General features: G+C 73.0%; 20 protein-coding genes. 14 read left to right on the plus strand and 6 right to left on the minus strand.

The genetic code is table 11. The annotated features are described in order from the left end of the window. Window positions 1–12 precede the first annotated feature (12 nt). The 6 genes from OG417_RS32215 (at window position 13) to OG417_RS32240 (ending at window position 4,776) form a co-directional block, all read left to right on the plus strand. Window positions 13–792, plus strand: coding sequence for a TetR/AcrR family transcriptional regulator (locus OG417_RS32215; RefSeq protein ID WP_329236524.1), 780 nt, complete (start codon window positions 13–15; stop codon window positions 790–792). A 96-nt stretch (window positions 793–888) separates the two neighbouring features. Then, window positions 889–1,932, plus strand: coding sequence for a helix-turn-helix transcriptional regulator (locus OG417_RS32220; protein WP_329236526.1), 1,044 nt, complete (start codon window positions 889–891; stop codon window positions 1,930–1,932). A gap of 199 nt (window positions 1,933–2,131) precedes the next feature. Further along, window positions 2,132–2,431, plus strand: a complete 300-nt coding sequence (locus OG417_RS32225) for a hypothetical protein (protein WP_329236528.1) — start codon at window positions 2,132–2,134, stop codon at window positions 2,429–2,431. Beyond that, on the plus strand, window positions 2,428–2,715 hold the full coding sequence (locus OG417_RS32230) for a hypothetical protein (protein ID WP_329236529.1): 288 nt from the start codon (window positions 2,428–2,430) through the stop codon (window positions 2,713–2,715). The genes OG417_RS32225 and OG417_RS32230 overlap by 4 nt, the downstream gene beginning before the upstream one ends. Window positions 2,716–2,781: 66 nt before the next feature. Continuing rightward, window positions 2,782–3,285: a hypothetical protein gene (locus OG417_RS32235; RefSeq protein ID WP_329236530.1), complete on the plus strand. Its 504-nt coding sequence runs from the start codon at window positions 2,782–2,784 to the stop codon at window positions 3,283–3,285. A 24-nt stretch (window positions 3,286–3,309) separates the two neighbouring features. Next, on the plus strand, window positions 3,310–4,776 hold the full coding sequence (locus OG417_RS32240) for an MFS transporter (RefSeq protein WP_329236531.1): 1,467 nt from the start codon (window positions 3,310–3,312) through the stop codon (window positions 4,774–4,776). Here OG417_RS32240 and OG417_RS32245 read toward each other — a convergent pair. The 4 genes from OG417_RS32245 to OG417_RS32260 form a co-directional block, all read right to left on the minus strand. Next, the gene (locus OG417_RS32245) at window positions 4,755–5,318 is read right to left on the minus strand and encodes a DUF917 domain-containing protein (RefSeq protein WP_329236532.1); all 564 of its coding nucleotides are present in this window, start codon (window positions 5,316–5,318) and stop codon (window positions 4,755–4,757) included. The genes OG417_RS32240 and OG417_RS32245 overlap by 22 nt on opposite strands. 212 nt (window positions 5,319–5,530) lie before the next feature. Then, window positions 5,531–5,908 (minus strand): fluoride efflux transporter CrcB, encoded by a 378-nt coding sequence (gene crcB, locus OG417_RS32250; protein WP_329236533.1) that lies wholly within the window; start codon window positions 5,906–5,908, stop codon window positions 5,531–5,533. Beyond that, window positions 5,905–6,252, minus strand: coding sequence for a DUF190 domain-containing protein (locus OG417_RS32255; RefSeq protein ID WP_329236534.1), 348 nt, complete (start codon window positions 6,250–6,252; stop codon window positions 5,905–5,907). The genes crcB and OG417_RS32255 overlap by 4 nt, the downstream gene beginning before the upstream one ends. Continuing rightward, window positions 6,249–6,731, minus strand: a complete 483-nt coding sequence (locus OG417_RS32260; RefSeq protein ID WP_329236536.1) for a fluoride efflux transporter FluC — start codon at window positions 6,729–6,731, stop codon at window positions 6,249–6,251. Before OG417_RS32260 ends, OG417_RS32255 begins: the two co-directional genes overlap by 4 nt. A gap of 275 nt (window positions 6,732–7,006) precedes the next feature. Between OG417_RS32260 and OG417_RS32265 the strand changes: the two genes are divergently transcribed. Further along, a complete protein-coding gene (locus OG417_RS32265) occupies window positions 7,007–8,212 on the plus strand; it encodes a cytochrome P450 (protein WP_329236538.1) in 1,206 nt (401 codons plus the stop codon). Window positions 8,213–8,215: 3 nt separating this feature from the next. Here OG417_RS32265 and OG417_RS32270 read toward each other — a convergent pair whose 3' ends face one another. Continuing rightward, window positions 8,216–9,169, minus strand: coding sequence for an aldo/keto reductase (locus OG417_RS32270; RefSeq protein WP_329236540.1), 954 nt, complete (start codon window positions 9,167–9,169; stop codon window positions 8,216–8,218). A gap of 8 nt (window positions 9,170–9,177) precedes the next feature. After that, on the minus strand, window positions 9,178–10,395 hold the full coding sequence (locus OG417_RS32275; protein WP_329236542.1) for a cytochrome P450: 1,218 nt from the start codon (window positions 10,393–10,395) through the stop codon (window positions 9,178–9,180). A gap of 267 nt (window positions 10,396–10,662) precedes the next feature. Here OG417_RS32275 and OG417_RS32280 point away from each other — a divergent pair, with 267 nt between their 5' ends. From OG417_RS32280 to OG417_RS32310, 7 genes are all read left to right on the plus strand, one after another. Then, entirely contained in the window at window positions 10,663–12,192 is a 1,530-nt protein-coding gene (locus OG417_RS32280) for an FAD-dependent monooxygenase (RefSeq protein WP_329236544.1), read from the plus strand. A gap of 35 nt (window positions 12,193–12,227) precedes the next feature. Further along, entirely contained in the window at window positions 12,228–13,100 is an 873-nt protein-coding gene (locus tag OG417_RS32285) for a phytanoyl-CoA dioxygenase family protein (protein ID WP_329236546.1), read from the plus strand. Window positions 13,101–13,177: 77 nt separating this feature from the next. Continuing rightward, window positions 13,178–14,227, plus strand: coding sequence for a ketoacyl-ACP synthase III family protein (locus OG417_RS32290; RefSeq protein ID WP_329236548.1), 1,050 nt, complete (start codon window positions 13,178–13,180; stop codon window positions 14,225–14,227). An 87-nt stretch (window positions 14,228–14,314) separates the two neighbouring features. Further along, window positions 14,315–15,376 carry a ketoacyl-ACP synthase III family protein gene (locus OG417_RS32295; RefSeq protein ID WP_329236550.1) on the plus strand — a complete coding sequence of 354 codons (1,062 nt, stop codon included), beginning with the start codon at window positions 14,315–14,317 and terminating at the stop codon, window positions 15,374–15,376. After that, a complete protein-coding gene (locus OG417_RS32300; protein ID WP_329236552.1) occupies window positions 15,376–19,131 on the plus strand; it encodes a type I polyketide synthase in 3,756 nt (1,251 codons plus the stop codon). The genes OG417_RS32295 and OG417_RS32300 overlap by 1 nt, the downstream gene beginning before the upstream one ends. After that, window positions 19,121–19,978 carry a transketolase gene (locus OG417_RS32305; RefSeq protein WP_329236554.1) on the plus strand — a complete coding sequence of 286 codons (858 nt, stop codon included), beginning with the start codon at window positions 19,121–19,123 and terminating at the stop codon, window positions 19,976–19,978. Before OG417_RS32300 ends, OG417_RS32305 begins: the two co-directional genes overlap by 11 nt. Then, a complete protein-coding gene (locus tag OG417_RS32310) occupies window positions 19,971–20,918 on the plus strand; it encodes a transketolase family protein (RefSeq protein ID WP_329236557.1) in 948 nt (315 codons plus the stop codon). The genes OG417_RS32305 and OG417_RS32310 overlap by 8 nt, the downstream gene beginning before the upstream one ends. The last annotated feature ends 21 nt before the right edge of the window (window positions 20,919–20,939 follow it).

Raw genomic sequence — 20,939 nt, forward strand, 5'->3', positions numbered from 1 at the left:
TGGCGTACGCAAGTGGGGGAAACGGTGACCGACGCCGAGCAGGTGAACATCTGGATGCGGCCCGAGCGCCCGGCCCGCGGCCCCAAGCCGGCCTACAGTCGCGCGCAGATCACCGAGGCCGCCGTCCGGATCGCCGACGCCGAGGGCCTGGAGGCCGCCACCATGCGGCGGATCGCCGCCGAGATCGGCGCCGGCGCGATGTCCCTCTACCGGTACGTCCCGAGCCGCGACGACCTCATCATGCTCATGGCCGACCGGCTGATGGGCGAGATCGATGTCGAGGGCATGCCCTCCGGCGACTGGCGCGCGGACCTGACGCGCTACGCCGGCGAGTTGCGGGCCATGTGGTTGCGGCACCCGTGGATCGCCACCGCGCAGCGGGCGCTCGTCGTCTTCGGCCCCAACCAACTGCGCCTGATCGAACGCGTGATGGGCTCCCTCGACGCACACGTCTCGATCGACGAGAACCTCGCCCTCATGGCCATCCTGAACGGCTACGTCGAGAGCGCCGCCCGCGACGAGGTCAGTTGGACGCAGGAGATCCGCCGCAGCGGGCTCACCGAGGCCGAATGGATGGCCCGGAGTTACCCGTACATCCAACGGCTGATCGAGAGCGGGGAATACCCGATCTTCACCAAGATCGTGACGGGGTCACGCCAGCCGCACCTGAGCCGCGACGACCAGTTCCGGTACGGCCTGGAACGCATCCTCGACTGCATCGCCGCGGCGCTCCCCGCCGACGGCGGAATCTCCGATGGTGACGCAGCCGCAGAGGCGCCCCGACCGCGATGAACCAGTGCCAAACCGCCGGACGTTGTTGACACCGGGCACTATGGCATAGGCATCTTTGTGCCCTGACATTACAGTCACTAAACTGTCACCCATCGGGTGGCCGACGACCAGGGGGCAATGGTGAGCCTCGACCGTTTACCGCACGCCAGGCGATTGACTCCCTCATCGAGCCAGGTGTACAAGCACGCTGCGGGCATTGGCGTTTGCCCGCGTCCCGCGGAGGCCGCCGCACAACTCGGCATTGCGACGGACGAAGCCGAACGCGCCATTGAGCACCTCATCGATCTGAAACTTCTTCGGCCTGATCCGTGCGACGCGGACCGTCTCGTTCCCATCAGTCCGGACACCGCCGCGACGGTGCTGGTCGCCGAGGAACAGGCGGCCCTGATCCGCCAGCACCAGGCCCTGGAGGCGGTTCGCGCGGACTTTCAGGCACTTATGCCGACATATATAGAAAACGCGCGCAACAACCAGCAAGAACAGAATCTGGAGATTCTGCCGACGGCCGAAGAGGCGCGAAGCGCCCTTACGGGTCTCATCGCCGGGGACGCCCGCGAGGTGCTGTCCATTCAACGCGGCGGGGCCCGCGACGCCCGGCTTCTCGAGACGAAACTCCCCCACGACCTCGCCGCACTGAGATCCGGCACCGGAATCCGGCTTCTCTACCAGCACACCGTCCGGGCACATCTGCCGACCTATTCCTACATCGGGAAGATAACCAAGGCCGGCGCCCTCGTCCGCACCACCGATCAGCTCCAGATCTGCACGGTCATCCTCGACCGCCGCACCGCGTTCCTCCCCATCGGGGGGCACGAGGACTGGTCGTCCGGAGCCGTGCTCATCCGCGAACCCACGATCGTCCACTTCCTGATCCAGACGTTCGAGCAGGCGTGGAGCGCGGCGACGCCGGTCCGCGCGGAGATCCTCGGCTATCGCGACATCGACGACGACATCAAGCTCTCGATCGCGAAGCTTCTCGCCGAGGGCCACACCGACGAAGTGGTCGCCCGCCGGATGGGGATGGGCGTCCGCACGTGCCGCCGGCACATCGCCGAACTCATGGACGAGCTCGGCGTGAAAAGCCGCTTTCAGGCAGGCGTCGCCGCCGCACACCGCGGACTGATCTCCAACCACTCCTGAGCGCCGTCCCGGCCGCCGCGCGGGCCTCGGGTCACGCGCGTCCGGGCGGGGGTGACCAGATCCTGCGCGCAACATCCTGCCACCGGCGAGGACATCGACGGCCGTAGCGGCCCGTTGCACACTGGCCACGTTTCGACCCTCCGCCGGGCCGCGCACCCGGCGTGTCCGATCACGACCCACACGTGTTCGACAGAACGGAGTGAAGAACGTGACCGTCTCCGCCTCCACCGGAAACGCCACGAAGAACGGCGCACTACCGTTCGACGCGGCGACGTCCGCCGCCGCCTCCGCCGCGCTGCTCGAGATCGGCGACCGTCTGGGCGTCCTGCCCCATATCGACGCCGGCCAGAGCGTGAGCGTCGAGCAGCTCGCCGATGCCGCCGGGCTTCCCGAAGAAGGCATCGCCAATTACCCCGCGCCGGGCACCATTCTCGGGCAGCGCCCGCAGCACGTCGTCGACCTCGGCGCCGGCACCGCCCGTTCGTCTTCCACGACATGATGCCGGACGAGGAGGACGTCGCGGACGGCGTGCTGAGGCAGTGCCGCGACGCGCTGAACCCGGGCGGCCGGCTGGCCATCACGGACGCCGCGCCGTACGTGACCAACGAGCGGGAGCGTCGCTTCAGCGCGGCCGTCACGTACTTCCACAAGGAGTTCATGGGCCGGCGGCTCCTCACGGACGAGGAGTGGAAGGCGAAGCTGACCGCCGCGGGGTTCGACAGCGTGGAGACCGTTCCTCTGAGGTTTCCCACCGGCCGGCTGCACATCGCGCGGAAGATCTGACCCGCGTCTCCCCCTGCGCGGCGCTCGGCTCGAGGCGGCGCTCGGCTCAAGAACGCGGAGGTGCGCGTGGAACACGGCGATCTGCACGGTGCGCTCGCCGACCCGATCCTCGACGTTGGCGAGCGTCCGGGCCACGAGCTCCCGGATCCGCCCGCCCGCGTCGCCGTACGACGACGAGGGGATCCGGGTCGCCCCGGAGGCCGTGGTCGTCAGGACTTCGCCAACCCTACGGGGACGAGCTTCACCCGGCAGGTCAGGGACGGCCTGCTCGAGGTCGCCGCCGCCGAAGACCTGCTGATCCTGGAGGACAACCCCTACGGGTTCTTCGGCGCGGAGCCTCGGCCGACGCTCAAGTCGCTCGACCGCGATCACCGGGTGATCTACTTCGGCTCGTTCTCGAGGTCGTGCCTTCCCGGGGTGCGCACCCGGTACGTGGTGGCGACCGAGATCGCCAAGATCAAGAGCATCCTGACCGTGAACACGTCCCCGATCGACCAGGCGATCGTGGGCGGCATGCTCATCGAGTGCGGCCTCCGCCTGCGCGAATTCGTCGGGAACCACATCGCCTGAGCAGAAAGAGCAAGAAGAAACCCCGTGAGCACCGCAGCAGAGAGAACAGCCGAAGACCGGCAGCGCGACGAACAGCCGGACCCGCGTCAAAGGATCGCGTTGTGGAGCCTGCTCCTCGCGACCTTCATGGGCATGCTCGACCTGTTCATCGTGAACGTCGCGGCGCCGGCCGTGCAAGGCGACCTGCACGCGTCCTTCGGCGACATCCAGTTCGTCATCGCCGGCTACACCCTGGCGTACGCGATGGGCCTGGTCACCAGCGGCCGCCTCGGCGACGCGTGCGGCCGCAGGCGCGTCTTCGTGATCGGGGTCGTCGTCTTCGGCGCCGCGTCGGTCGCCTGCGCGGCCGCACCCGGGGCCGGCGCTCTCGTCGCAGCCCGGGTGGTGCAGGGCCTGGGCGCCGCGCTCATGCTGCCGCAGGTGCTCGCGCTCATCCAGGTGATGTTCACCGGAACCGAGCGGGCCCGCGCGATCGGCCTGTACGGCGCCGTCCTGCCCGTCGGCGCGATCGCCGGCCAGATCGCCGGTGGGAGCCTCGTCCGCCTGGACCTGTTCGGCCTCGGATGGCGAATGATCTTCGTGGTCAACGTGCCGCTCTGCGTCCTCGCCGCCATCGGCGCGCTGCTGACGGTGACGAAGGTCGACGGCTCGGGCCGCTCCACGTTCGACGTTCCGGCGGTGGGCATGCTGAGCCTCGCGCTCCTGCTGCTGCTCTATCCGCTGATCGTCGGGCCGGAACGCGGCTGGTCGTCGACGGCCACGGTCGAACTCGTGGCGTCCGCGGTGCTCTTCGCGGCCTTCGGACTGTGGGAGCGCCGGATGGACGCGCGGGGCGCCGCCGCCCTGCTACCGCTCCGCCTGTTCGGCGAGCGGGGTTTCGCCCGCGGGCTGCCCACCGCGCTGTTCTTCTACAGCGGCAACTCCGGGCTGGTCCTCATCCTGTCCTACTTCCTGCAGAAGGGCGTGCACCTGGCTCCGCTGAGCTCGGGCCTGGTGTTCGTCCCGATGGGGATCGCCTCCGCGGTCGCGGCGCTGGCCGCCCGCCGGCTCGTGGAGCGTTACGGGCACCGGGTCACCGTCTCCGGCACCGGCTTCCTGCTGGTCGGCCTGCTGCTGACCTGGGCGGCGATCGGCGCGGGGCACGGCGGCGCACAGGCGCTGGCGCTCCTGCCCGGCCTGGTGGTCGCCTCGTTCGGCCAGGGGCTCATCGCGCCCGCGCTCATCGGACTGGTGCTCGCCGAGGTCGTGCGCGAGGACAGCGGCGCGGCCTCCGGCGGGCTGCTCACCGCGACCCAGGTCGCCAACGCCCTCGGCGTCGCCGTGATCGGCGCCGCGTTCACCGTGCTCGTCGGCGATCACGGCTACCGCACGGCGTTCGCCACCTGCCTGTTCGTGCTCGGCGCGCTCGCCCTGGCGACGTTCGTCTTTCTGATGCTGCTGCGTCCACGGCCGGCCGGCGCCGTGACCGGTCAGGCGCCGACCCGTACGTAGTCGTGGTCGTCACCGAAGTAGCGGGGACCGACCAGCTCCAGGCCGCCCGGCGCGTGCCACCGCGGGTCGCACGGCGCGCCGACGACATCGACGCGGAAGCCGTACCGCAGGGCCTCGGTGGTGACCGGCTCGCCCGTCTCGCTCTCCAGCACGCAGATCAGGTCCGGCACGCTGGCGACCACCGCGCCCTCCCGGTACGCGACGAGGTTCTCGGTGACGACCGTACGGGCCAGGCGCTCGGCCCGGTGGTCGTCGGTCGCCCGCAGCACGACCTGGTCGCCCTGCTCGCCGGCGATGCACATCGGGCAGGCCGGCACGCCGGCCAGGTGCGGCATCGTCATCTGGAGCTCGGGAAAGGCACGGCCCATGCCGTCGGCGTCCACGACCGGCAGGCCGGTCTCGGCGGCGGCCACGAACGGGATCGTGGAGTTGATCTCCCCGGCCTCGATGCAGGCGAGATGCGTGACCCGCTCGCCGATCATCTCCTCGATCGCGCGGAGGGCACCGCCGAACACCCCGCCCGCGGGCGGTTTCTCCACCATGACGGTTTGCGACAGATGCTCGGCCGCGGTCCACCGGTCGCTGGCCGCAGTATGCTGCGAGCCGGAATCGGCCGGCAGACCGACCTCGGGCCTTCGGCGGCCGAACTGCTCAGCGGGCGGAAACGAGATCGCCGGGCGAGGAATCGGACCCGTTCAGTACCGGGCGGCATTTCCTGGACGGGGCGCCGGGCGGCCCCGTCCGGTGGCCGGGGTCAGTGGGCCCAGAGCGCCCCGGCGATGGCGGTGCCGACGAAGGCGGCTCCCAGGCCGGCGACCACACTGGCGACGACGTTGACGGCGGCGAAGAACCTCGCTCCGGTCTCGGCCAGCCGCAGGGTCTCGTAGGAGAAGGTGGAGTAGGTGGTCAGGGCCCCGCACAGGCCGGTGCCGAGGAGCAGCTGCACACCGGCCGAAGCCGCGTGGTACGTCACCGCGCCGGTCAGCAGCCCCAGGATCAGGCAGCCGGTGATGTTGATGGTGAAGGTCCCCCAGGGGAAGACGGAGTCGTGCCGGGCCTGGACCGCCCGGTCGGTGAGGTAGCGCAGAGGCGCCCCGACCATGGCGCCGGCGATGACGAGCAGCCAGTTCACGGCGCCTCCTGGCGCCCCGTATAGCGCAGGACCTCGACCTCGTCCAGGACCACCAGGCCCTCCGTCACCAGTTCGTCCAGCTCGGGGAGGAACGCCCGGATGCGCGGCTCGGCGTCGATGATGATGACGACGATGGGCAGGTCCTCACTCAGCGACAGCAGCCGGCTGGTGTGGATCAGGGACGAGGCCCCGAAACCCTCGTACCCCCGGATGACGGTCGCGCCGGCCAGACCGGCCTTGTGCGCACGGTGCACGATCTCGGTGAACAGGGGCTTGTGATGCCACTGGTCGCTCTCCCCGATGAAGATCGTCAACCGGAGTGCCGTGCCGTGAAGGCGTGTCATGACCGTCTCCCTGCGATCAGACGACGTGTGGTGGCCGCCGCCGCCCACACCGCGCCGAGCGCCACGAGCAGCGTCAACGCGAGGTAGCCCAGCGCGGTGCGGGCGCGGCCGGCGTCGATGAGGCGGACGATGTCGACGGCGTAGGTGGAGAAGGTGGTGAAGCCGCCGAGTATCCCGGTGCCGACGAACGGGCGCACCAGCCGGTGCACCGCCCACCCGTCGGTGATGACCACCATGAACACACCGATGATCGCGCAACCGATCGCGTTGATCGCCAGTGTCGTCCACGGAAAGGTCCCCGGCGCGGTCGGCCAGATGAGGCCGGCGCCGTAGCGGGCCGCCGCCCCGAGCGCGCCGCCGGCGGCGACGACCGCCACCACCGGTGCCTGCCCGCGGGTCGCCTCACGTCGTCGCGTGCGCATCGTCGAATCGAGGTCGGGGTCGATGGGTTCGTGAACCCGGTTGCCGGGCGCCGTCATGTGTCTCGGTCTCCCTACTCGTGAGACGCCCACCTGGGTGCGCGGGCGTACGCCGTCACAAGCAGGGACCGTTGGCGACACCAGTGCCGCGGTTCGGGTACGGCAGGCCCCACCGCCGCGCGAGGGCCGTCCGGCCCCGCAGTGACTCCAGGATACCGGCACCCGCCTCTGACGGCATGAGAGGACCCCCGCGATCGCCCCGGCGGCCCCAGGGGCCTCTGGACACGCCCCACGCCGCGGCGGCATCCTGGAGCGCGCGCCGAGGGAGAACCGCGATGAGCACACCCGAGCAGGACATGGTCACCGCACCGGCCTTCCCGATGGAGCGGACCTGCCCGTTCGCTCCGCCGGCCGAATATCGCCGGATGCGCGCCGAGGGGCCGCTCGTCCGGGCCACGCTTCCCAACGGCGCGCCGGTCTGGGCGGTCACGCGTCACGCCGAGGCGCGGCAGATCCTCAGCGACCCGCGGATCAGCTCGAACACCGGGCGGCCCGAACGCCCGCGGGGGCCCGACGACGATCGGCCCGACGAGGGCTTCTTCATCGACCTGGACCCGCCCGAGCACAGCCGGTACCGGCGATTGCTGATCTCGGAGCTGGGGGCCCGCCGCGTGGCCGCCATGCGGCCGTGCATCCAGCGCATCGTCGACACGGCGATCGAGACGATGCTGGAGACCGGGCCGCCCGCCGACCTCGTCGCGTCGTTCGCGCGCCCGGTCGCGGCGCGCGTCGTCTGCGAGCTGCTCGGCGTCCCGGCCGGCGACCGCGAGTTCTTCGAGTCCCGGCTCCGCATGCTGACCGTGATGAGCCTCGACACTCGGGCGCCCCAGGGGTCCCGGGAGCTGCGCGGCCGTCTCCGCGACCTGATCCGCCGCGCCGAGCGAGAGCCGTGCGACGGCCTCATCGGACGGCTGGCCGCCCGGCACCTGCCCACCGGCGAGCTGACCGCCGACGCCCTGATCAACATGGGGTTCCTGCTGCTGCTCGCGGGCTACGAGTCGCCGGCGAACATGATCTCGCTGGGGGTGGTGACGCTCCTGGAGCATCCGGCGCAGCTCGCCGCGCTGCGCGCCGATCCGGGCCTGCTGCCGGGGGCGGCCGATGAACTGCTGCGGTTCCACTCGGTGCAGGACTGGGTCAGCTTCGACCGGGCGGCAGCGGACGACCTCGACATCGGCGGTGTGCGGGTCCGCGCCGGTGACCGCCTGACGGTGCTGGCCGCGTCCGCCAACCGCGACGAGCGGGCGTTCGAGAACCCCGACGAGTTCGACATCCGCCGGCCCGCGCACCACCACCTGGCCTTCGGCCACGGGGTCCACCAGTGCATCGGCCACAACCTCGCCCGCGCCGAGCTGGAGATCGCCTACGGCACGCTGCTGTCCCGGATACCGACGCTGCGCCTGGCGACCGGGCTCGACACGCTGCCCTTCGCCTACGACGCCGGGCTGTTCGGGCTGCACGCGCTGCCCCTCACCTGGTGAACGTCACGCGAGCGGCACCAGCGCGGTGATCTCGGCCAGCTCCTCGGCCGTCGGTTCCCAGTCGCCGGCGGCCACGTTGGCCCGGACCTGCTCCGGGCGGGTCGCGCCGGCGATCACCGAACCGCAGCCGGGCAGCGCGGCCAGCGCGCCGATGGCCACGTCCAGCACCGACCGGCCGTGCTCCCCGGCCCAGGACGTCAGCGCCTCGACGCGGTCCAGCCTCTCCGGCGTGATGAGGTGGGAGCGCTCCGCCAGCCGGCTTCCGGCCGGGGGTTCCTGCCCGCGCCGCACCTTTCCCGTCAGCAGCCCGTGGGCCAGCGGGAAGTACGGCAGCACGCCGACCCCGTAGTGCAGGGCCGCCGGCACCACCTCCCGCTCGGCGCTCCGGTCCAGCAGCGACCAGTGGTTCTGCGCCGACACGAACGACGCGCACCCTCGCTCGCGGGCCACGTGCGCGGCCTCGGCGATCTGCCAGCCGGCAAAGTTCGAACTGCCGATATAACCCACCTTGCCCTCGCGCACCAGCTCGGTCAGCGCGTCGAGGGTCTCCTCGATCGGGGTGACGCCGTCGGGAAAGTGGTACTGGTACAGGTCGATGTGGTCGGTACGCAGCCGGCGCAGCGACCCCTCCACCGCCCGCCGGATGTACGACCGGCCGCCGAGCGCTCCGCGCGCCTCGCCCCTCCCGTCGTCGGGGCGGTTGCCGCGGCTGCCGAACTTCGTGGCCAGCACCACCTTGTCGCGCCGCCCGGCCAGCGCCTCGCCGAGCAGTTCCTCGGAGGTTCCCGGCGGTGCGCCGTACGACTCGGCGGTGTCGAAGAGCGTGACCCCCTCGTCGATCGCCGCGTCCACCACCTCCCTCGTACGGGCCGCGTCGATACGCCCGCCGATGTTGTTGCAGCCCAGCCCGACCACCGACACCCGAAGGCCCGAGTCGCCCAAGGTCCTGTAACGCATGATCCTCCCTATCCCTCGGCCGGAACGGCGCCCCAGGCGACCGGCAGCCGGTCCACTCCGTACACCGCCATGCGCTCGCGGGTCGGCACCTCGGCCGCCGGAACGGCCAGGCGCAGGTCCGGAAAGCGCTCCAGGAGCGCGGTCAGCGCGATGCGGAGCTCGGCACGTGCGAGGTGCTGCCCGAGACACTGATGGACACCATGCCCGAACGCCAGGTGCCCGACCGCGGAACGCTCCAGGTTCAGCGTGTCCGGGTCGGGGAAGCGTGCGGGATCCCGGTTCGCCACCGGCAGCGCCAGCACCACCGTCTCGCCCTCCGCGATGACCTGGCCGTCGATCTCGACGTCGGCCAGCGCGGTGCGGCGTACGTCGAACTGGAGGATCGACAGGTACCGCAGCAGCTCCTCGACCGCCCGCTCGGCGAGTTCGGGGCCCGCGGCCAGGCGGGCGCGCTCGCCCGGGTCGGTCAGCAGCACGAACGTCCCGAGCGCGAGCATGCTCGACGTGGGCAGGTGCCCGGTGGCGAGCAGCACCATCCCGAGGTTGGTGAGCTCCTCGTCGCTCAGGTCGCCGGCCGCCACGGCGTGCGCCAGCAGCCCGTCCTGCGGCGCAGGGGAACCCGCGCGCAGGCGCGCGAGAAGGCCGCGCACCGTCCCTGTGATCGACATCACGGCCTCGACCGCCCGCTCCGGCGTCGATTCCAGGTCGTTCATCACCGCGGTCGCGGCCTGGATCGCGTGCCGGTCCTCCGCGGGTACGCCCAGCAGCTCGCAGATCACCAGCGCCGGCACCGGCACGGCGAAGGAGGTCACGAGGTCGGCGGGCGACCCGCCGGCCGCCATCCGGTCGAGCGCCTCCGCGGTGTACCGCCGGATCGCGGGCGTCAGCCCGGCGACGCGGCGGGGCCCGAAGTGGCTGCTCAGCAGGCGGCGGTACCGGGTGTGCTCCGGCGGGTCCATGTGCGGGAAGATGCCCGGCTCCGCGGGTGTCGGCCGCTCGTGCGCGCGCTCGTGGCCGACCGGCTGGTGCAGCAGCTCACGGCGGGTGCTGAAGCGCGGATCGGCCAGGATGGCCCGGGTGACGGCGTAGCCGGTGGCCACCCAGCCGACGTGCCCGTCGGGGTAGGCGAGCCGGCTGAGCGGAGCTCGCCTCCGCAGCTCGACGGGTGGGTCGAAGGGGGTGGGCCGATCGGTCTCCAACGGCTGGGCCATCCGACCGTCGCTCATCCGCAACCTCCCCGCCCGGGCGCCGGGCAGCACCCGGCACGGCGATGATCATCAGCGCCGAAGATTATGCATGACGCATGAGAAAAATGACACCACTAGTCATTTCTGCACCATCCGATTAGCATCGGCGCTGACCGAACGGACACCCGGGTCAACGCGCAGGGTGCGCAAATGCTGCCGGTCTGTGATTGGCAAGCCGACGACTCTTCCAGCAGTCTCCGACGACTCTTCCAGCAGTCTCATTGTTCATTCCCAGCAGAGGTGTTAATGGCTTTTCGGGATGCGCAGGTCGCCGTTGTCGGTGGTGGGCCGGTGGGCCTCATGCTCGCGTGCGAGGTGGCGCTCCACGACGTTCCGGTGGTGGTGCTCGAACGGCTGCCCGAGATCGAATGGCGTCCGAAGGCCGAGGGCATCACCGGGCGGGCCGTCGACATCATGGATCGCCGCGGTCTCATGATGGGGGTCGCCGAGACTCCCATCGTGCCGCCGACGGCCGAGCAGCGGGCCCGCATCGCCGCAGGTGAGCGGAGGCCCGACAGCCTGCACCCCAAGGCGTTCCCCGGCGCGCGGCACTTCGCGAGCATGTTCCTGCTCCGTCCGGAGTCCCCCGACCTGCTGGTCCCCCAGCAACTGCTGGAGGAGGACCTGGCGCGGCGCGCGGCGGAGCTCGGCGTCCAGGTCCGGCGCGGCCACACCGTCACCGGGTACACGCAGGACGACGACCGGGTGTGTCTCGATGTCGACGGCCCGGACGGGCCGTACCGGCTGGAGGCGGAATGGCTCGCCGGCTGCGACGGCGGCCGGAGCATGGTCCGTAAGCTGTCCGGCATCGCCTTTCCGGGAACGGACGGCATCACCACCGGCTACCGCGCCTTCGCCGAGATCGACGACCCCGACTTTCACCTGCCCGGATGGTTCCGCAAGGAACGCGGGCTCCTGGTGTACGAGGAGGGGCCGCCCCGGTTCATCACCCTGGAATTCGACGGACCACCGGAGAATCGGGACGCGCCCATCACGGCCGAGGAGTTCCAGGAGTCGCTGCGCCGCCTCAGCGGCACCAAGGTGACGGTCACCGAGGTCAAGAAGATCACCCGGTTCACCGACAACGCGCGGCAGGCCGAGACGTACCGCAGCGGGCGGGTGCTGCTCGTCGGCGACGCGGCGCACGTGCACTCGCATTGGAGCGGTCCGGGGCTGCGGCTCGGCCTGGGCGACGCCGTCAACGTCGGCTGGAAGCTCGCCGCGGTCGCGCGCGGCTGGTGCGGCGAGGATCTGCTCGACACGTACACCTCCGAACGGCATCCGATCGGCGTGCAGACGCTGGAGATCCAGCGCGCCTCCATCGCGTTGATGCGGCCCGGACCGCACGTCGACGCGCTGCGCCGGCTGCTCAAGGAGCTGCTGCTCCGCGACGAGGCGAACCGGCAGCTCACCGCCCTGGTCGACGACCTGCACATCAGCTACGACATGGGCGACCCGTCGCCCGCCGGCCCGCTGGTCGGGCGCTACAGCCCGGACCTGCGGCTGCGGCGCCCCGGCGGCACCGTACGGGTCGCGGAACTGCAACGCGCCGGGCGGGCCCTGCTGCTCGACCTCGCCGCCGACCCCGCGCTGCGGGCGCTCGCCGAGCCCTGGTCCGACCGGGTCGACGTGATCACCGCCGAATGCGACGACGCCCCCGCGGACGCCCTGCTGATCCGGCCGGACGGCTTCGTCGCCTGGAGCACGCCCGCCGATCCGGCGTCGCTCACCGGCGCCCTCACCCGCTGGTTCGGCCCGCCGGCCGGCACCGCCTGAGAGACCACGAAACCCACACGCTCCTGGAGGCCGGAGTGAGTGACTCCACGCTGACGACCCTGCCCGCGACAAGCTCGGTGGACGAGGCGATCGAGGTGGTCGACCGCGACGGAGCGGTGATCATCGAGGACTTCGCCGACGCCGGCACGCTCCGCGGCCTGTGGGAGGACCTGGGTCCGGACCTCGAACGCCAGGCGGACGGCGACGGACGCCTGGTCGGCGAGAAGACCCGCATCCTGCCGGGGCTGGTACGCCGGAGTGCGCGGTCGGTCACGATCATGCGGCAGCCGCACTTCCTCGGCACGGCGCGGCACTTCCTGCAGCGGCCGGTGAAGGCCTGGCTGGGCGAGCAGCGTGTCGAGCTCGTCCCGACGATCCAGCTGGGCATATCGCGGGTGATCCAGACCTGGCCCGGGGTGGCCCTCCAGGGGTTGCACCGGGACGACACGGCCCACCTCCGTACCCACCCGGGCCCGGAGAGCCGGGTGCAGGTCATGGTCGCCGCGAGCGAGTTCACCGCGCGCAACGGCGCCACCCGCGTGATCCCCGGCAGCCACCGGTGGGACGACGAGCGGGCGCCCCGCGACGACGAGGCGGTCCCCGCCGAGATGCGGACCGGCTCCGCCCTGCTGTGGCTCGGCAGCACGTACCACGGCGCCGGCGTCAACGCCTCCGACGGCCCTCGCACCGGCCTTTCGTACGCCTACGACCTCGGCAACCTCCGGCAGGAGGAGAACCAGTACCTGTCCATACCGCTGGAGGTGGTCCGCGGCCTCCCCGAGGACATCCAGCGGCTCCTCGGCTACGAGGCCTGCCCGCCGATGTGCGGGCTGTATGAGCTGAACGATCCGATGCTGCTGCTCCGCGACGGGTCCGCGGACCCGGCCGCGGTGTCCGGCACCCGATGAGAACCCGGTGAGACCCGGGCCTTCGGCCCCATCGTGCCCCGCGCCGCGGCGTTCCGCGCCGGAGGAGGGACAGACAGATGCGCACACCCGACATGTACCTGCGCAGTATCGGCGTCCATCTGCCGCCGGTGGTCGGCATCGAGACGGCCGTCGCCGAGGGCCGCTACCCGGCCGACGAGGTGGAGTACTTCCGGCTGGGCGGCGCGGCCGTGGCCGGTGACGTGCCGGCTCCGGAGCTGGCGCTGCGCGCCGCCCGGCAGGCGTTCGAGCGTTCCGGCGGCCTGTCCCCGCGCGAGCTGGACCTCATGCTGTACTCCGACGTCTGGCACCAGGGGCCGGAGGGCTGGGAGCCGCAGTACTACCTGCAGCAGCACCTGGTCGGCGGCGACGTCCTGGCCGTCGAGCTGCGGCAGGGATGCTGCGGGCTGTTCAGCGCGCTGCAGCTCACCGCCGGGTACCTGCGGCCGGGCGGCACCGCGCTGCTGGTCGGCGCGGACAACCACGGCACCCCGCTGGTCGACCGGTGGCGGATGATCGAGGGCGCCGTGATGGGCGACGCCGGGTGCGCGCTGCTGGTCACCACCGACACCGGGTTCGCCGAGCTGCGGTCGATCAACGTCACCGTGCTGCCGGAGGCCGAGGCGGTCAACGACGGCGGCGTGCCGATGTTCCCGCCGGACGCGACCGTGGGGCGCCCGCTGGACTTCGCCGCGCGCAACCGGGAGTTCCGCAAGCGGTTGATCGCCGGGGACGGCGCCCAGGTCATGCTGGCGATCCAGAAGACGCTGCTGGAGCTGGTCGACCGCACACTCCTGGAGGCGGAGATCACGCTCGACGAGGTCGCGCGGGTGGCCTTCCCCCACGGCCGCTGGGACGACCTGGAGCACCGCGGGGTCAACTGGCTCGGCCTGACCATGGCCGACACCACCTGGGACTACGGCGCCCGGATCGGCCACCTCGGGGTCAGCGACCAGTTCGTCGCCCTCGACCACCTGCTGGCCTCCGGGGCGCTGGCCGCCGGCGACCACGTGCTGCTCGTCGGGCTCGGCGCCGGCACCACCATGGCCTGCGCCGTACTGCGGATCCGCGACGTCCCGCGGGAGTACGCCACCGGCGGGTCCGGCTGAGCGCGCGGAGCGGGTGCACCGGCGAACACGCGCCTCCGGTCAGAACCGGGCGCGCGCACATCGACTTCGAACGGTCCGGGAGGCGGCATGGAGACGGCGGACATGTACATCAGCGGCGTCGGGTCGTACGTGCCCGCGACGGTGGGCGTGGACCACGCCGTGGCGGCGGGCTGGTACCCGGCCGAGGAGGTCGAGCTGCACGGGCTCGCCTCGGTCGCGGTGGCCGGTGACGTCCCGGCGCCGGAGATGGCGTTGCGCGCGGCACGGAGCGCGGTGGCCCGCAGCGGGCGCTCCCCCACCGAGCTGGACCTGCTGCTGTACACCTCGACCTGGCACCAGGGCCCGGAGGGCTGGCCGCCACAGGCGTACGTGCAACGCCATCTGGTCGGCGACGGGGTCCTGTCCACGCAGCTCAAGCAGGGCTGCAACGGCATGTTCACCGCGCTGGAGCTGGCCGCGAGCTACCTGCGGGCCGGGCTCGGGCGCCGGGCCGCGCTGCTGGTCGCCGCCGACAACTACGGCACTCCGCTGGTGGACCGGTGGCGGATGCTGCCCGGGGCGGTCGCCGGTGACGCCGCCAGCGCCGTCGTGCTCGACACCGAGCCGGGGTTCGCCCGGCTGGCGTCGGTGTGCTCGGTGTCGGTCTCGCAGGCCGAGGAGATGCACCGCTGCGCCGAGCCGCTGTTCCCGCCCGGCGTCACCGAGGGCCGCACGGTCGACTTCGCCGCGCACAACGACGAGTTCCGGCGGCGCGCGGTCGTCGAGGGCGACGGGACCGGGGTGCTGGTGACGCTGGACGAACGGATGGCCGAGGTGATCGACCAGGCGCTGTCCGAAGCCGGGATCAAGGCGGGCGACGTGACCCGGGTGGCGTGCATGAACACCTCACAGGAGATCGCCGACCAGATCTGCGAGCACCGGCTGGGCATCCCGGGATCCCGGTCGACCTGGGAGTTCGGCCGGACCCTCGGCCACTGCGGGGCCAGCGACCAGATCATCGCGCTGGAACACCTGGTCCGCGGTGGCGGACTGGGACCCGGCGACCACCTGCTGATGTTCGCCTACGGACCCGGCGTGACCATCTCGGCCGCCGTCGTGGAGATTCTCGAGGCGCCCGTGTGGGCGCGGACCCGGGGAGGTGACCTGTGATGGACCGGCCGGCGATCGCGGTGATCGGGATCGGCTGCCGCCTGCCCGGCGGCGCCGACTCGGCGGACACGTACTGGAAACTGCTGCGCGAGGGGCGGGACGCCAGCGGACCGGCGCCCGCCGACCGCTGGCGGGACTACGCCGACCGCGGCCCGTCGTACGCGGCGGCGGTCCGCCGTACCGTGCCGCGCGGAAGCTTCCTGGACGGGGTGGCCGACTTCGACGCGGAGTTCTTCGGGCTCTCGCCGCGCGAGGCCGAGCTGATGGACCCGCAGCAGCGCCTCGTGATGGAGACCGCCTGGGAGGCGCTGGAGCACGCCGGGGTGTCGCCGGACGCGCTGGCCGGCACGGACGCGGGCGTGTACGTGGGCGTGTGCACCGGCGACTACGGGCACCGGCTGCTGGAGGACCTGCCCGACATCGAGGCCTGGACCGGCATCGGCTCCGCCACCTGCGCCGTGGCCAACCGCGTGTCGTACGCCCTGGACCTGCGCGGCCCGAGCATGGCGGTGGACACCGCGTGCTCGGCGTCGCTGGTCGCGGTCCACCTGGCCGTGCAGGCGCTGCGGTCCGGGGAGACCGACGTGGCGCTGGCCGGCGGGGTCAACCTCATCCTGTCCCCCGGCGAGACGCTGACCCTGGACGCCGCGGGGACGCTGGCGCCGGACGGGCGGAGCAAGTCCTTCGACGCCGCCGCCGACGGGTACGGGCGGGGCGAGGGCGCCGCGGTCGTGGTGCTCAAGCGGCTCACCGACGCCGTGCGCGACGGGGACCGGGTCCTCGCGACCGTCCTCGGCGGCGCGGTCAACCAGGACGGCCGCACCGTGGGCATCATGGCGCCGTGCGGCCAGGCGCAGGAGCACGTGATGCGCCGCGCGCTGCGGCAGGCGGGCGTCGAGCCGGGCACGGTCGGCTACGTCGAGGCGCACGGCACCGGCACCGCGGTCGGCGACCCTCTCGAGGCCGCCGCGCTGGGCGCCGTGTACGGGGCGGGCCGGCCGGCGGAGCGGCCGTGCCTGATCGGCTCGGCCAAGTCGAACATCGGCCATCTCGAGGGTGCCGCCGGCATCGCCGGCCTGGTCAAGGCCGTCCTGGCGCTCGACCGCGGCGAGCTGCCGCCGAGCCGGATCGACACGCCCGCTCCGGCCGTCGACTGGGCGGGCGCGGGGCTGCGGGTGGTCGACGCGCCGACGCCGTGGCCCGGCTCGGAGCACCCGCGCCGTGCCGCGGTCTCCGCCTTCGGCTACGGCGGCACCGTCGCCCACATCGTCCTCGAACAGGCGCCGGAGCAGGCGCCGCCGGCCGAAGGGACCGCCGGCCGCCTGTACCCGGTGTCCGCCGCGTCGCGGGCGGCGCTGCGGCAGGCCGCCGGCCACCTTGCCGGCGTCGTCGGCGACCTGCCGGCGGCGAGTGTCGGGCACACGCTCGCGCTGCGCCGGGCGCACCTGTCGCACCGGGCGGTGGTGGCGGCCGAGGATCCCGCCGCGCTGGCCGGTGGGCTGCGCGCGCTGGCGGCCGGCACGCCGAACGACGCGGTGACCACCGGGCGGGTGCTCGGCGACCGTGGTCCCGGCCCGGTGTTCGTGTTCTCCGGGCACGGCTCGCAGTGGGCCGGGATGGGCCGGGAGCTGCTGGCCGCCGAGCCGGCGTTCGCCGCCGTGATCGACGAGCTGGAGCCGGTGTTCGCCGCCGAGATCGGCTTCTCGCCGCGGGAGGCGCTCACCGAGGGCGCGCTGACCGACGTGGACCGGATCCAGACCATGATCTTCGCGATGCAGCTCGGGCTGGTCGAGCTGTGGCGCGAGTACGGGGTGCGTCCGCACGCGGTGATCGGCCATTCGGTCGGCGAGATCGCCGCCGCCGTGACGGCCGGGGCGCTGAGCCGCCTGGACGGCGCCCGGCTGATCTGCCGGCGGTCCCGGCTGCTGCGACGGGTCGCCGGGCGCGGCGCGATGGCCATGGTGCAGCTGCCGTTCACCGAGGCGGCGCGGCTGCTGGCGGACCGTACCGACGTGGTCGCCGCGATCGCGTCCTCGCCCGGCTCGACGGTCGTCTCCGGCGACCCGGACGCGGTGGCCGAGGTGCTGCTCGGCTGGCTCGACGAGGGCATCCCGGCCCGCCGGGTCGCCTCCGACGTGGCGTTCCACGGGCCGCAGATGGACCCGCTGCTGGCCGAGCTGACCGCCGCCGCGGCCGACCTGGCCCCGGCCGCCCCCGGCGTCCGCGTCTACTCGACGGCGCTGGAGGATCCGCGGGCGGCGCCCGGCTTCGACGGCAGCTACTGGGCGGCCAACCTGCGCCGGCCGGTGCGCCTGGCCGGCGCGGTCGCGGCGGCGGCGGCCGACGGGTACCGCGCGTTCGTCGAGATCTCCCCGCACCCGGTCGTCACGCACTCGGTGCTGGAGACGCTGAGCGCGCACGGGCACGAGGACGTGTTCGTCGGCTCCTCGCTGCGCCGGAACCGGCCCACGCGGGCCGCCCTGCTCACCGGTGTGGCGGCGGCGCACTGCGCCGGCCTCGGCGTCGACTGGCGGCGGTTGCAGCCGGCCGGCGGGCCGGTCGTGCTCCCCGCCTACCCCTGGCAGCGCCGCCGGCACTGGCGCGCGCCGTCGGCGCCGGACGCCGGCGGCCGCGGCCACGACCCGGACGCGCACACGCTGCTCGGTGACGGCGTCGACCTCGCGGGCACCGACGTCCGGCTCTGGCGGACCGCCCTGGACGACCAGACCCGGCCCTATCCCGGCAGCCACGCGATCGAGGGGGTGGAGATCGTGCCGGCCGCGGTGCTGGCGGCGACGTTCTTCGCCGCCTCCGGCGGGCAGGTGCTCGGCGAGGTGACGATGTCGGCGCCGCTGCTGACCGCCGACCGCCGCGAGGTCCAGGTCGTCCGGCAGGGGGCGGCGCTGCGGCTGGCCGCCCGTCTCGCCGGCGAGCCCGGCGCCGCCTGGCAGATGATCGCCACGGCCACGGTCCCCGCCGCCCCGGGAGAGGCACCGGCGCCGCCGGCGCGGCCGCTCACGCCCGCCGAGCCCGGCACGGTCACGCGGCGGCTGGCCGCCGTCGGGGTGCCCGGCACCGGGTTCGACTGGACGGTCGAGGAGTTGCTGCTCGGTCACGGCGCGCTGCGGGCCCGCGTCCGGTGCGGGCCGGGCGGCGGCGCCTGGGCGTCCGTGCTGGACGCGGCGATGTCGGTGGCGCCGAGCGCGTTCCCCGGCGACCCGCTGCTGCGCATGGTGACGCACGTCGATCGGCTCGTCACCGTCGGGGAGCCGCCGGGCGCGGCGGACATCGAGGTGTGGCTCGACCCCGAACGCGCCGACACGGTGCAGGTCCGGGTCACCGACCACGGCGGCGCCGTCGTCGCGTGGCTGTCCGGGCTGCGGTACCCGGTGATCGACGCGCCGGCCGCCGGGGAGAACGGCGCCGAGGGCGAGCGGCCCGCCGAGTCGTTCGCCGACCTGCCGCCGGAGGAGCTGCGCGCGTTCCTGATCGAGGAGGTCGGCGCGCAGGTCGCCCGGGAGATGCGGCTGGCACCCGCCGACCTGTCGCCGAACCGCCCGCTGGTCGAGCAGGGGCTGGACTCGGTGCTCACCGTCGTGGTCCGGCGCAGGCTGGAGAAACGGTTCCGGTGCTCGCTGCCGACGACGCTGCTGTGGCGGCAGCCGACCATCGTCGCCGTCTCCGACTACATCGCGGGGCTGGTGGCCGGCCCGGTGCCCGCCGTGAACGGCAACGGGAGCACCGATGCGGGGTGAGGGGGTGGTCGCCGGCCGGGCCGAGCGCGCCGCCCCGGACCGGATCGCGGGGCTCGCGACGCGATGCCGGCTCGTGCTGCTGGAGATGATCCACCGCGCGGGTTCCGGGCACGCCGGCTCGTCGCTGTCGTGCACCGACATCATCAGCGTGCTGCGGTTCGGCGAGATGGACTGGAGCGCGGACCGGTCGACCGGCGACGTGTTCGTGCTGTCGAAGGGCCACGCCGCTCCGGCCTGGTACGCCGCCCTCATCGTCGGCGGCGACCTGCCCGCCGAGGAGATCGGCACGCTGCGGGCGCTGGACAGCCGGTTGCAGGGGCACCCGGACCGCACGCGGCTCGGGCTGGTGGACGTCAGCACCGGCGCGCTCGGCCAGGGCCTGTCGGTGGCCGTCGGCCGGGCCGTGGCCCGCCGGCTCCACGGCCGCGACTCCACGGTGTACTGCCTGCTCGGCGACGGCGAATGCCAGGAGGGACAGGTGTGGGAGGCGTTCCTGTACGCCGGTGCGAACCGGGTCTCCGGCCTGGTGGCGATCATCGACCACAACGACAGCCAGAGCGACGGGGCGGTCGGCGACATCCTGCCGCTGTGCCCGCTGCCGGACAAACTGCGCGCGTTCGGCTGGCACGTCGCCCAGGTGGACGGCCACGACCACGGGGAGCTGCGCGACGCCCTGCGGCGGCGCGAACCCGGCCGGCCGGCGGCGATCATCGCCCGCACGCGCAAGGGCCGGCTCGGCCCCGGACGGGTCCTGCTGGACGGCAGCCACAGCGACCTCCCGTCGGCGGCGGAGTACGCGGCCGCGGTCGACTACCTGGAGACCCTTCTGGATACGCCCCATGACTGAACGCCAGGGCCTCGCCGCGAAGGCGACCTCGACGCGGGACTGGTTCGGCGCGGCGCTGGTCGAGATCGCCCGGGAGTACGACCACGTGGTCGTGGTGAACTGCGACCTGGCCAAGGCGACGCGGACGCTGCCGTTCAAGGAGGAGTTCCCGGACCGGTTCTTCGAGTGCGGCATCGCGGAGGCCAACGCCATCGGCGTCGCCGCCGGGCTGGCGCAGGAGGGGTTCCGGCCGTTCGTCGCGAGCTTCGGCCACTTCCTCACCGGGAAGTTCCTGGAGATCTTCCAGACGGTGGGGCTCAACGACGCGGGCGTGGTCCTGGTCGGCACGCACGCCGGGCTGGCGATCGGACGGGACGGGCCGACCCAGATGGGGCTGCGGGACGTGGCGCTGATGCGCACGCTGCCGAACGTCGGCGTGTTCCAGCCCGCCGACGGGGCCGAGGTCTGGCAGATGATGGCGCACCTGGCCACCGACCGGCGCCCGGCCTACCTGCGGCTGTGCCGGCAGCCACAGCCGGAGGTGCACGCGGAGGGATACCGGTTCCGGTTCGGGATGCCGCAGGTGGTCCGCGAGGGCGCCGGCGTGGTCGTCTTCGCGATGGGCGGCACGGTGCCGGTCGCGGTGGAGGCGGCCGGCCGGCTCGCCGCGGACGGGATCACCCCCACCGTGGTCAACGTGTCGTCGCTGCCGGTGGACCGGACGGCGGTCGCGCGGCTGGCCGGGACGCATCGCCGGGCGGTCGTCGTCGAGGACCACTACGTCGTCGGCGGCCTCGCCGACGAGCTGGGCCGCATCGTGCTGAGCCTGCCGGACCGGCCCCGCTTCGACGTGCTGGCCGTGCCGGACTACGGACAGGCGGGCCCGCCCGAGGACCTCTACCGCCGGTACGGGCTGGACGCGGCGGGGATCGCCGCCTTCATACGGGAAACCGCGAAGTGAGCATGCCGACCCGAGGATGGC

The organism is Actinoallomurus sp. NBC_01490 (assembly GCF_036227085.1).
Classification (GTDB): domain Bacteria; phylum Actinomycetota; class Actinomycetes; order Streptosporangiales; family Streptosporangiaceae; genus Actinoallomurus; species Actinoallomurus oryzae.

Bases quoted from the DNA above. Each gene is read 5' to 3' on its own strand.
- OG417_RS32230 (WP_329236529.1), top strand. From the start codon at position 2,428: ATGATGCCGGACGAGGAGGACGTCGCGGACGGCGTGCTGAGGCAGTGC.
- OG417_RS32245 (WP_329236532.1), bottom strand. From the start codon at position 5,318: ATGGTGGAGAAACCGCCCGCGGGCGGGGTGTTCGGCGGTGCCCTCCGC.
- OG417_RS32255 (WP_329236534.1), bottom strand. From the start codon at position 6,252: ATGACACGCCTTCACGGCACGGCACTCCGGTTGACGATCTTCATCGGG.
- OG417_RS32260 (WP_329236536.1), bottom strand. From the start codon at position 6,731: ATGACGGCGCCCGGCAACCGGGTTCACGAACCCATCGACCCCGACCTC.
- OG417_RS32265 (WP_329236538.1), top strand. From the start codon at position 7,007: ATGAGCACACCCGAGCAGGACATGGTCACCGCACCGGCCTTCCCGATG.
- OG417_RS32270 (WP_329236540.1), bottom strand. From the start codon at position 9,169: ATGCGTTACAGGACCTTGGGCGACTCGGGCCTTCGGGTGTCGGTGGTC.
- OG417_RS32275 (WP_329236542.1), bottom strand. From the start codon at position 10,395: ATGAGCGACGGTCGGATGGCCCAGCCGTTGGAGACCGATCGGCCCACC.
- OG417_RS32280 (WP_329236544.1), top strand. From the start codon at position 10,663: ATGGCTTTTCGGGATGCGCAGGTCGCCGTTGTCGGTGGTGGGCCGGTG.
- OG417_RS32290 (WP_329236548.1), top strand. From the start codon at position 13,178: ATGCGCACACCCGACATGTACCTGCGCAGTATCGGCGTCCATCTGCCG.
- OG417_RS32295 (WP_329236550.1), top strand. From the start codon at position 14,315: ATGGAGACGGCGGACATGTACATCAGCGGCGTCGGGTCGTACGTGCCC.
- OG417_RS32300 (WP_329236552.1), top strand. From the start codon at position 15,376: ATGGACCGGCCGGCGATCGCGGTGATCGGGATCGGCTGCCGCCTGCCC.
- OG417_RS32305 (WP_329236554.1), top strand. From the start codon at position 19,121: ATGCGGGGTGAGGGGGTGGTCGCCGGCCGGGCCGAGCGCGCCGCCCCG.
- OG417_RS32310 (WP_329236557.1), top strand. From the start codon at position 19,971: ATGACTGAACGCCAGGGCCTCGCCGCGAAGGCGACCTCGACGCGGGAC.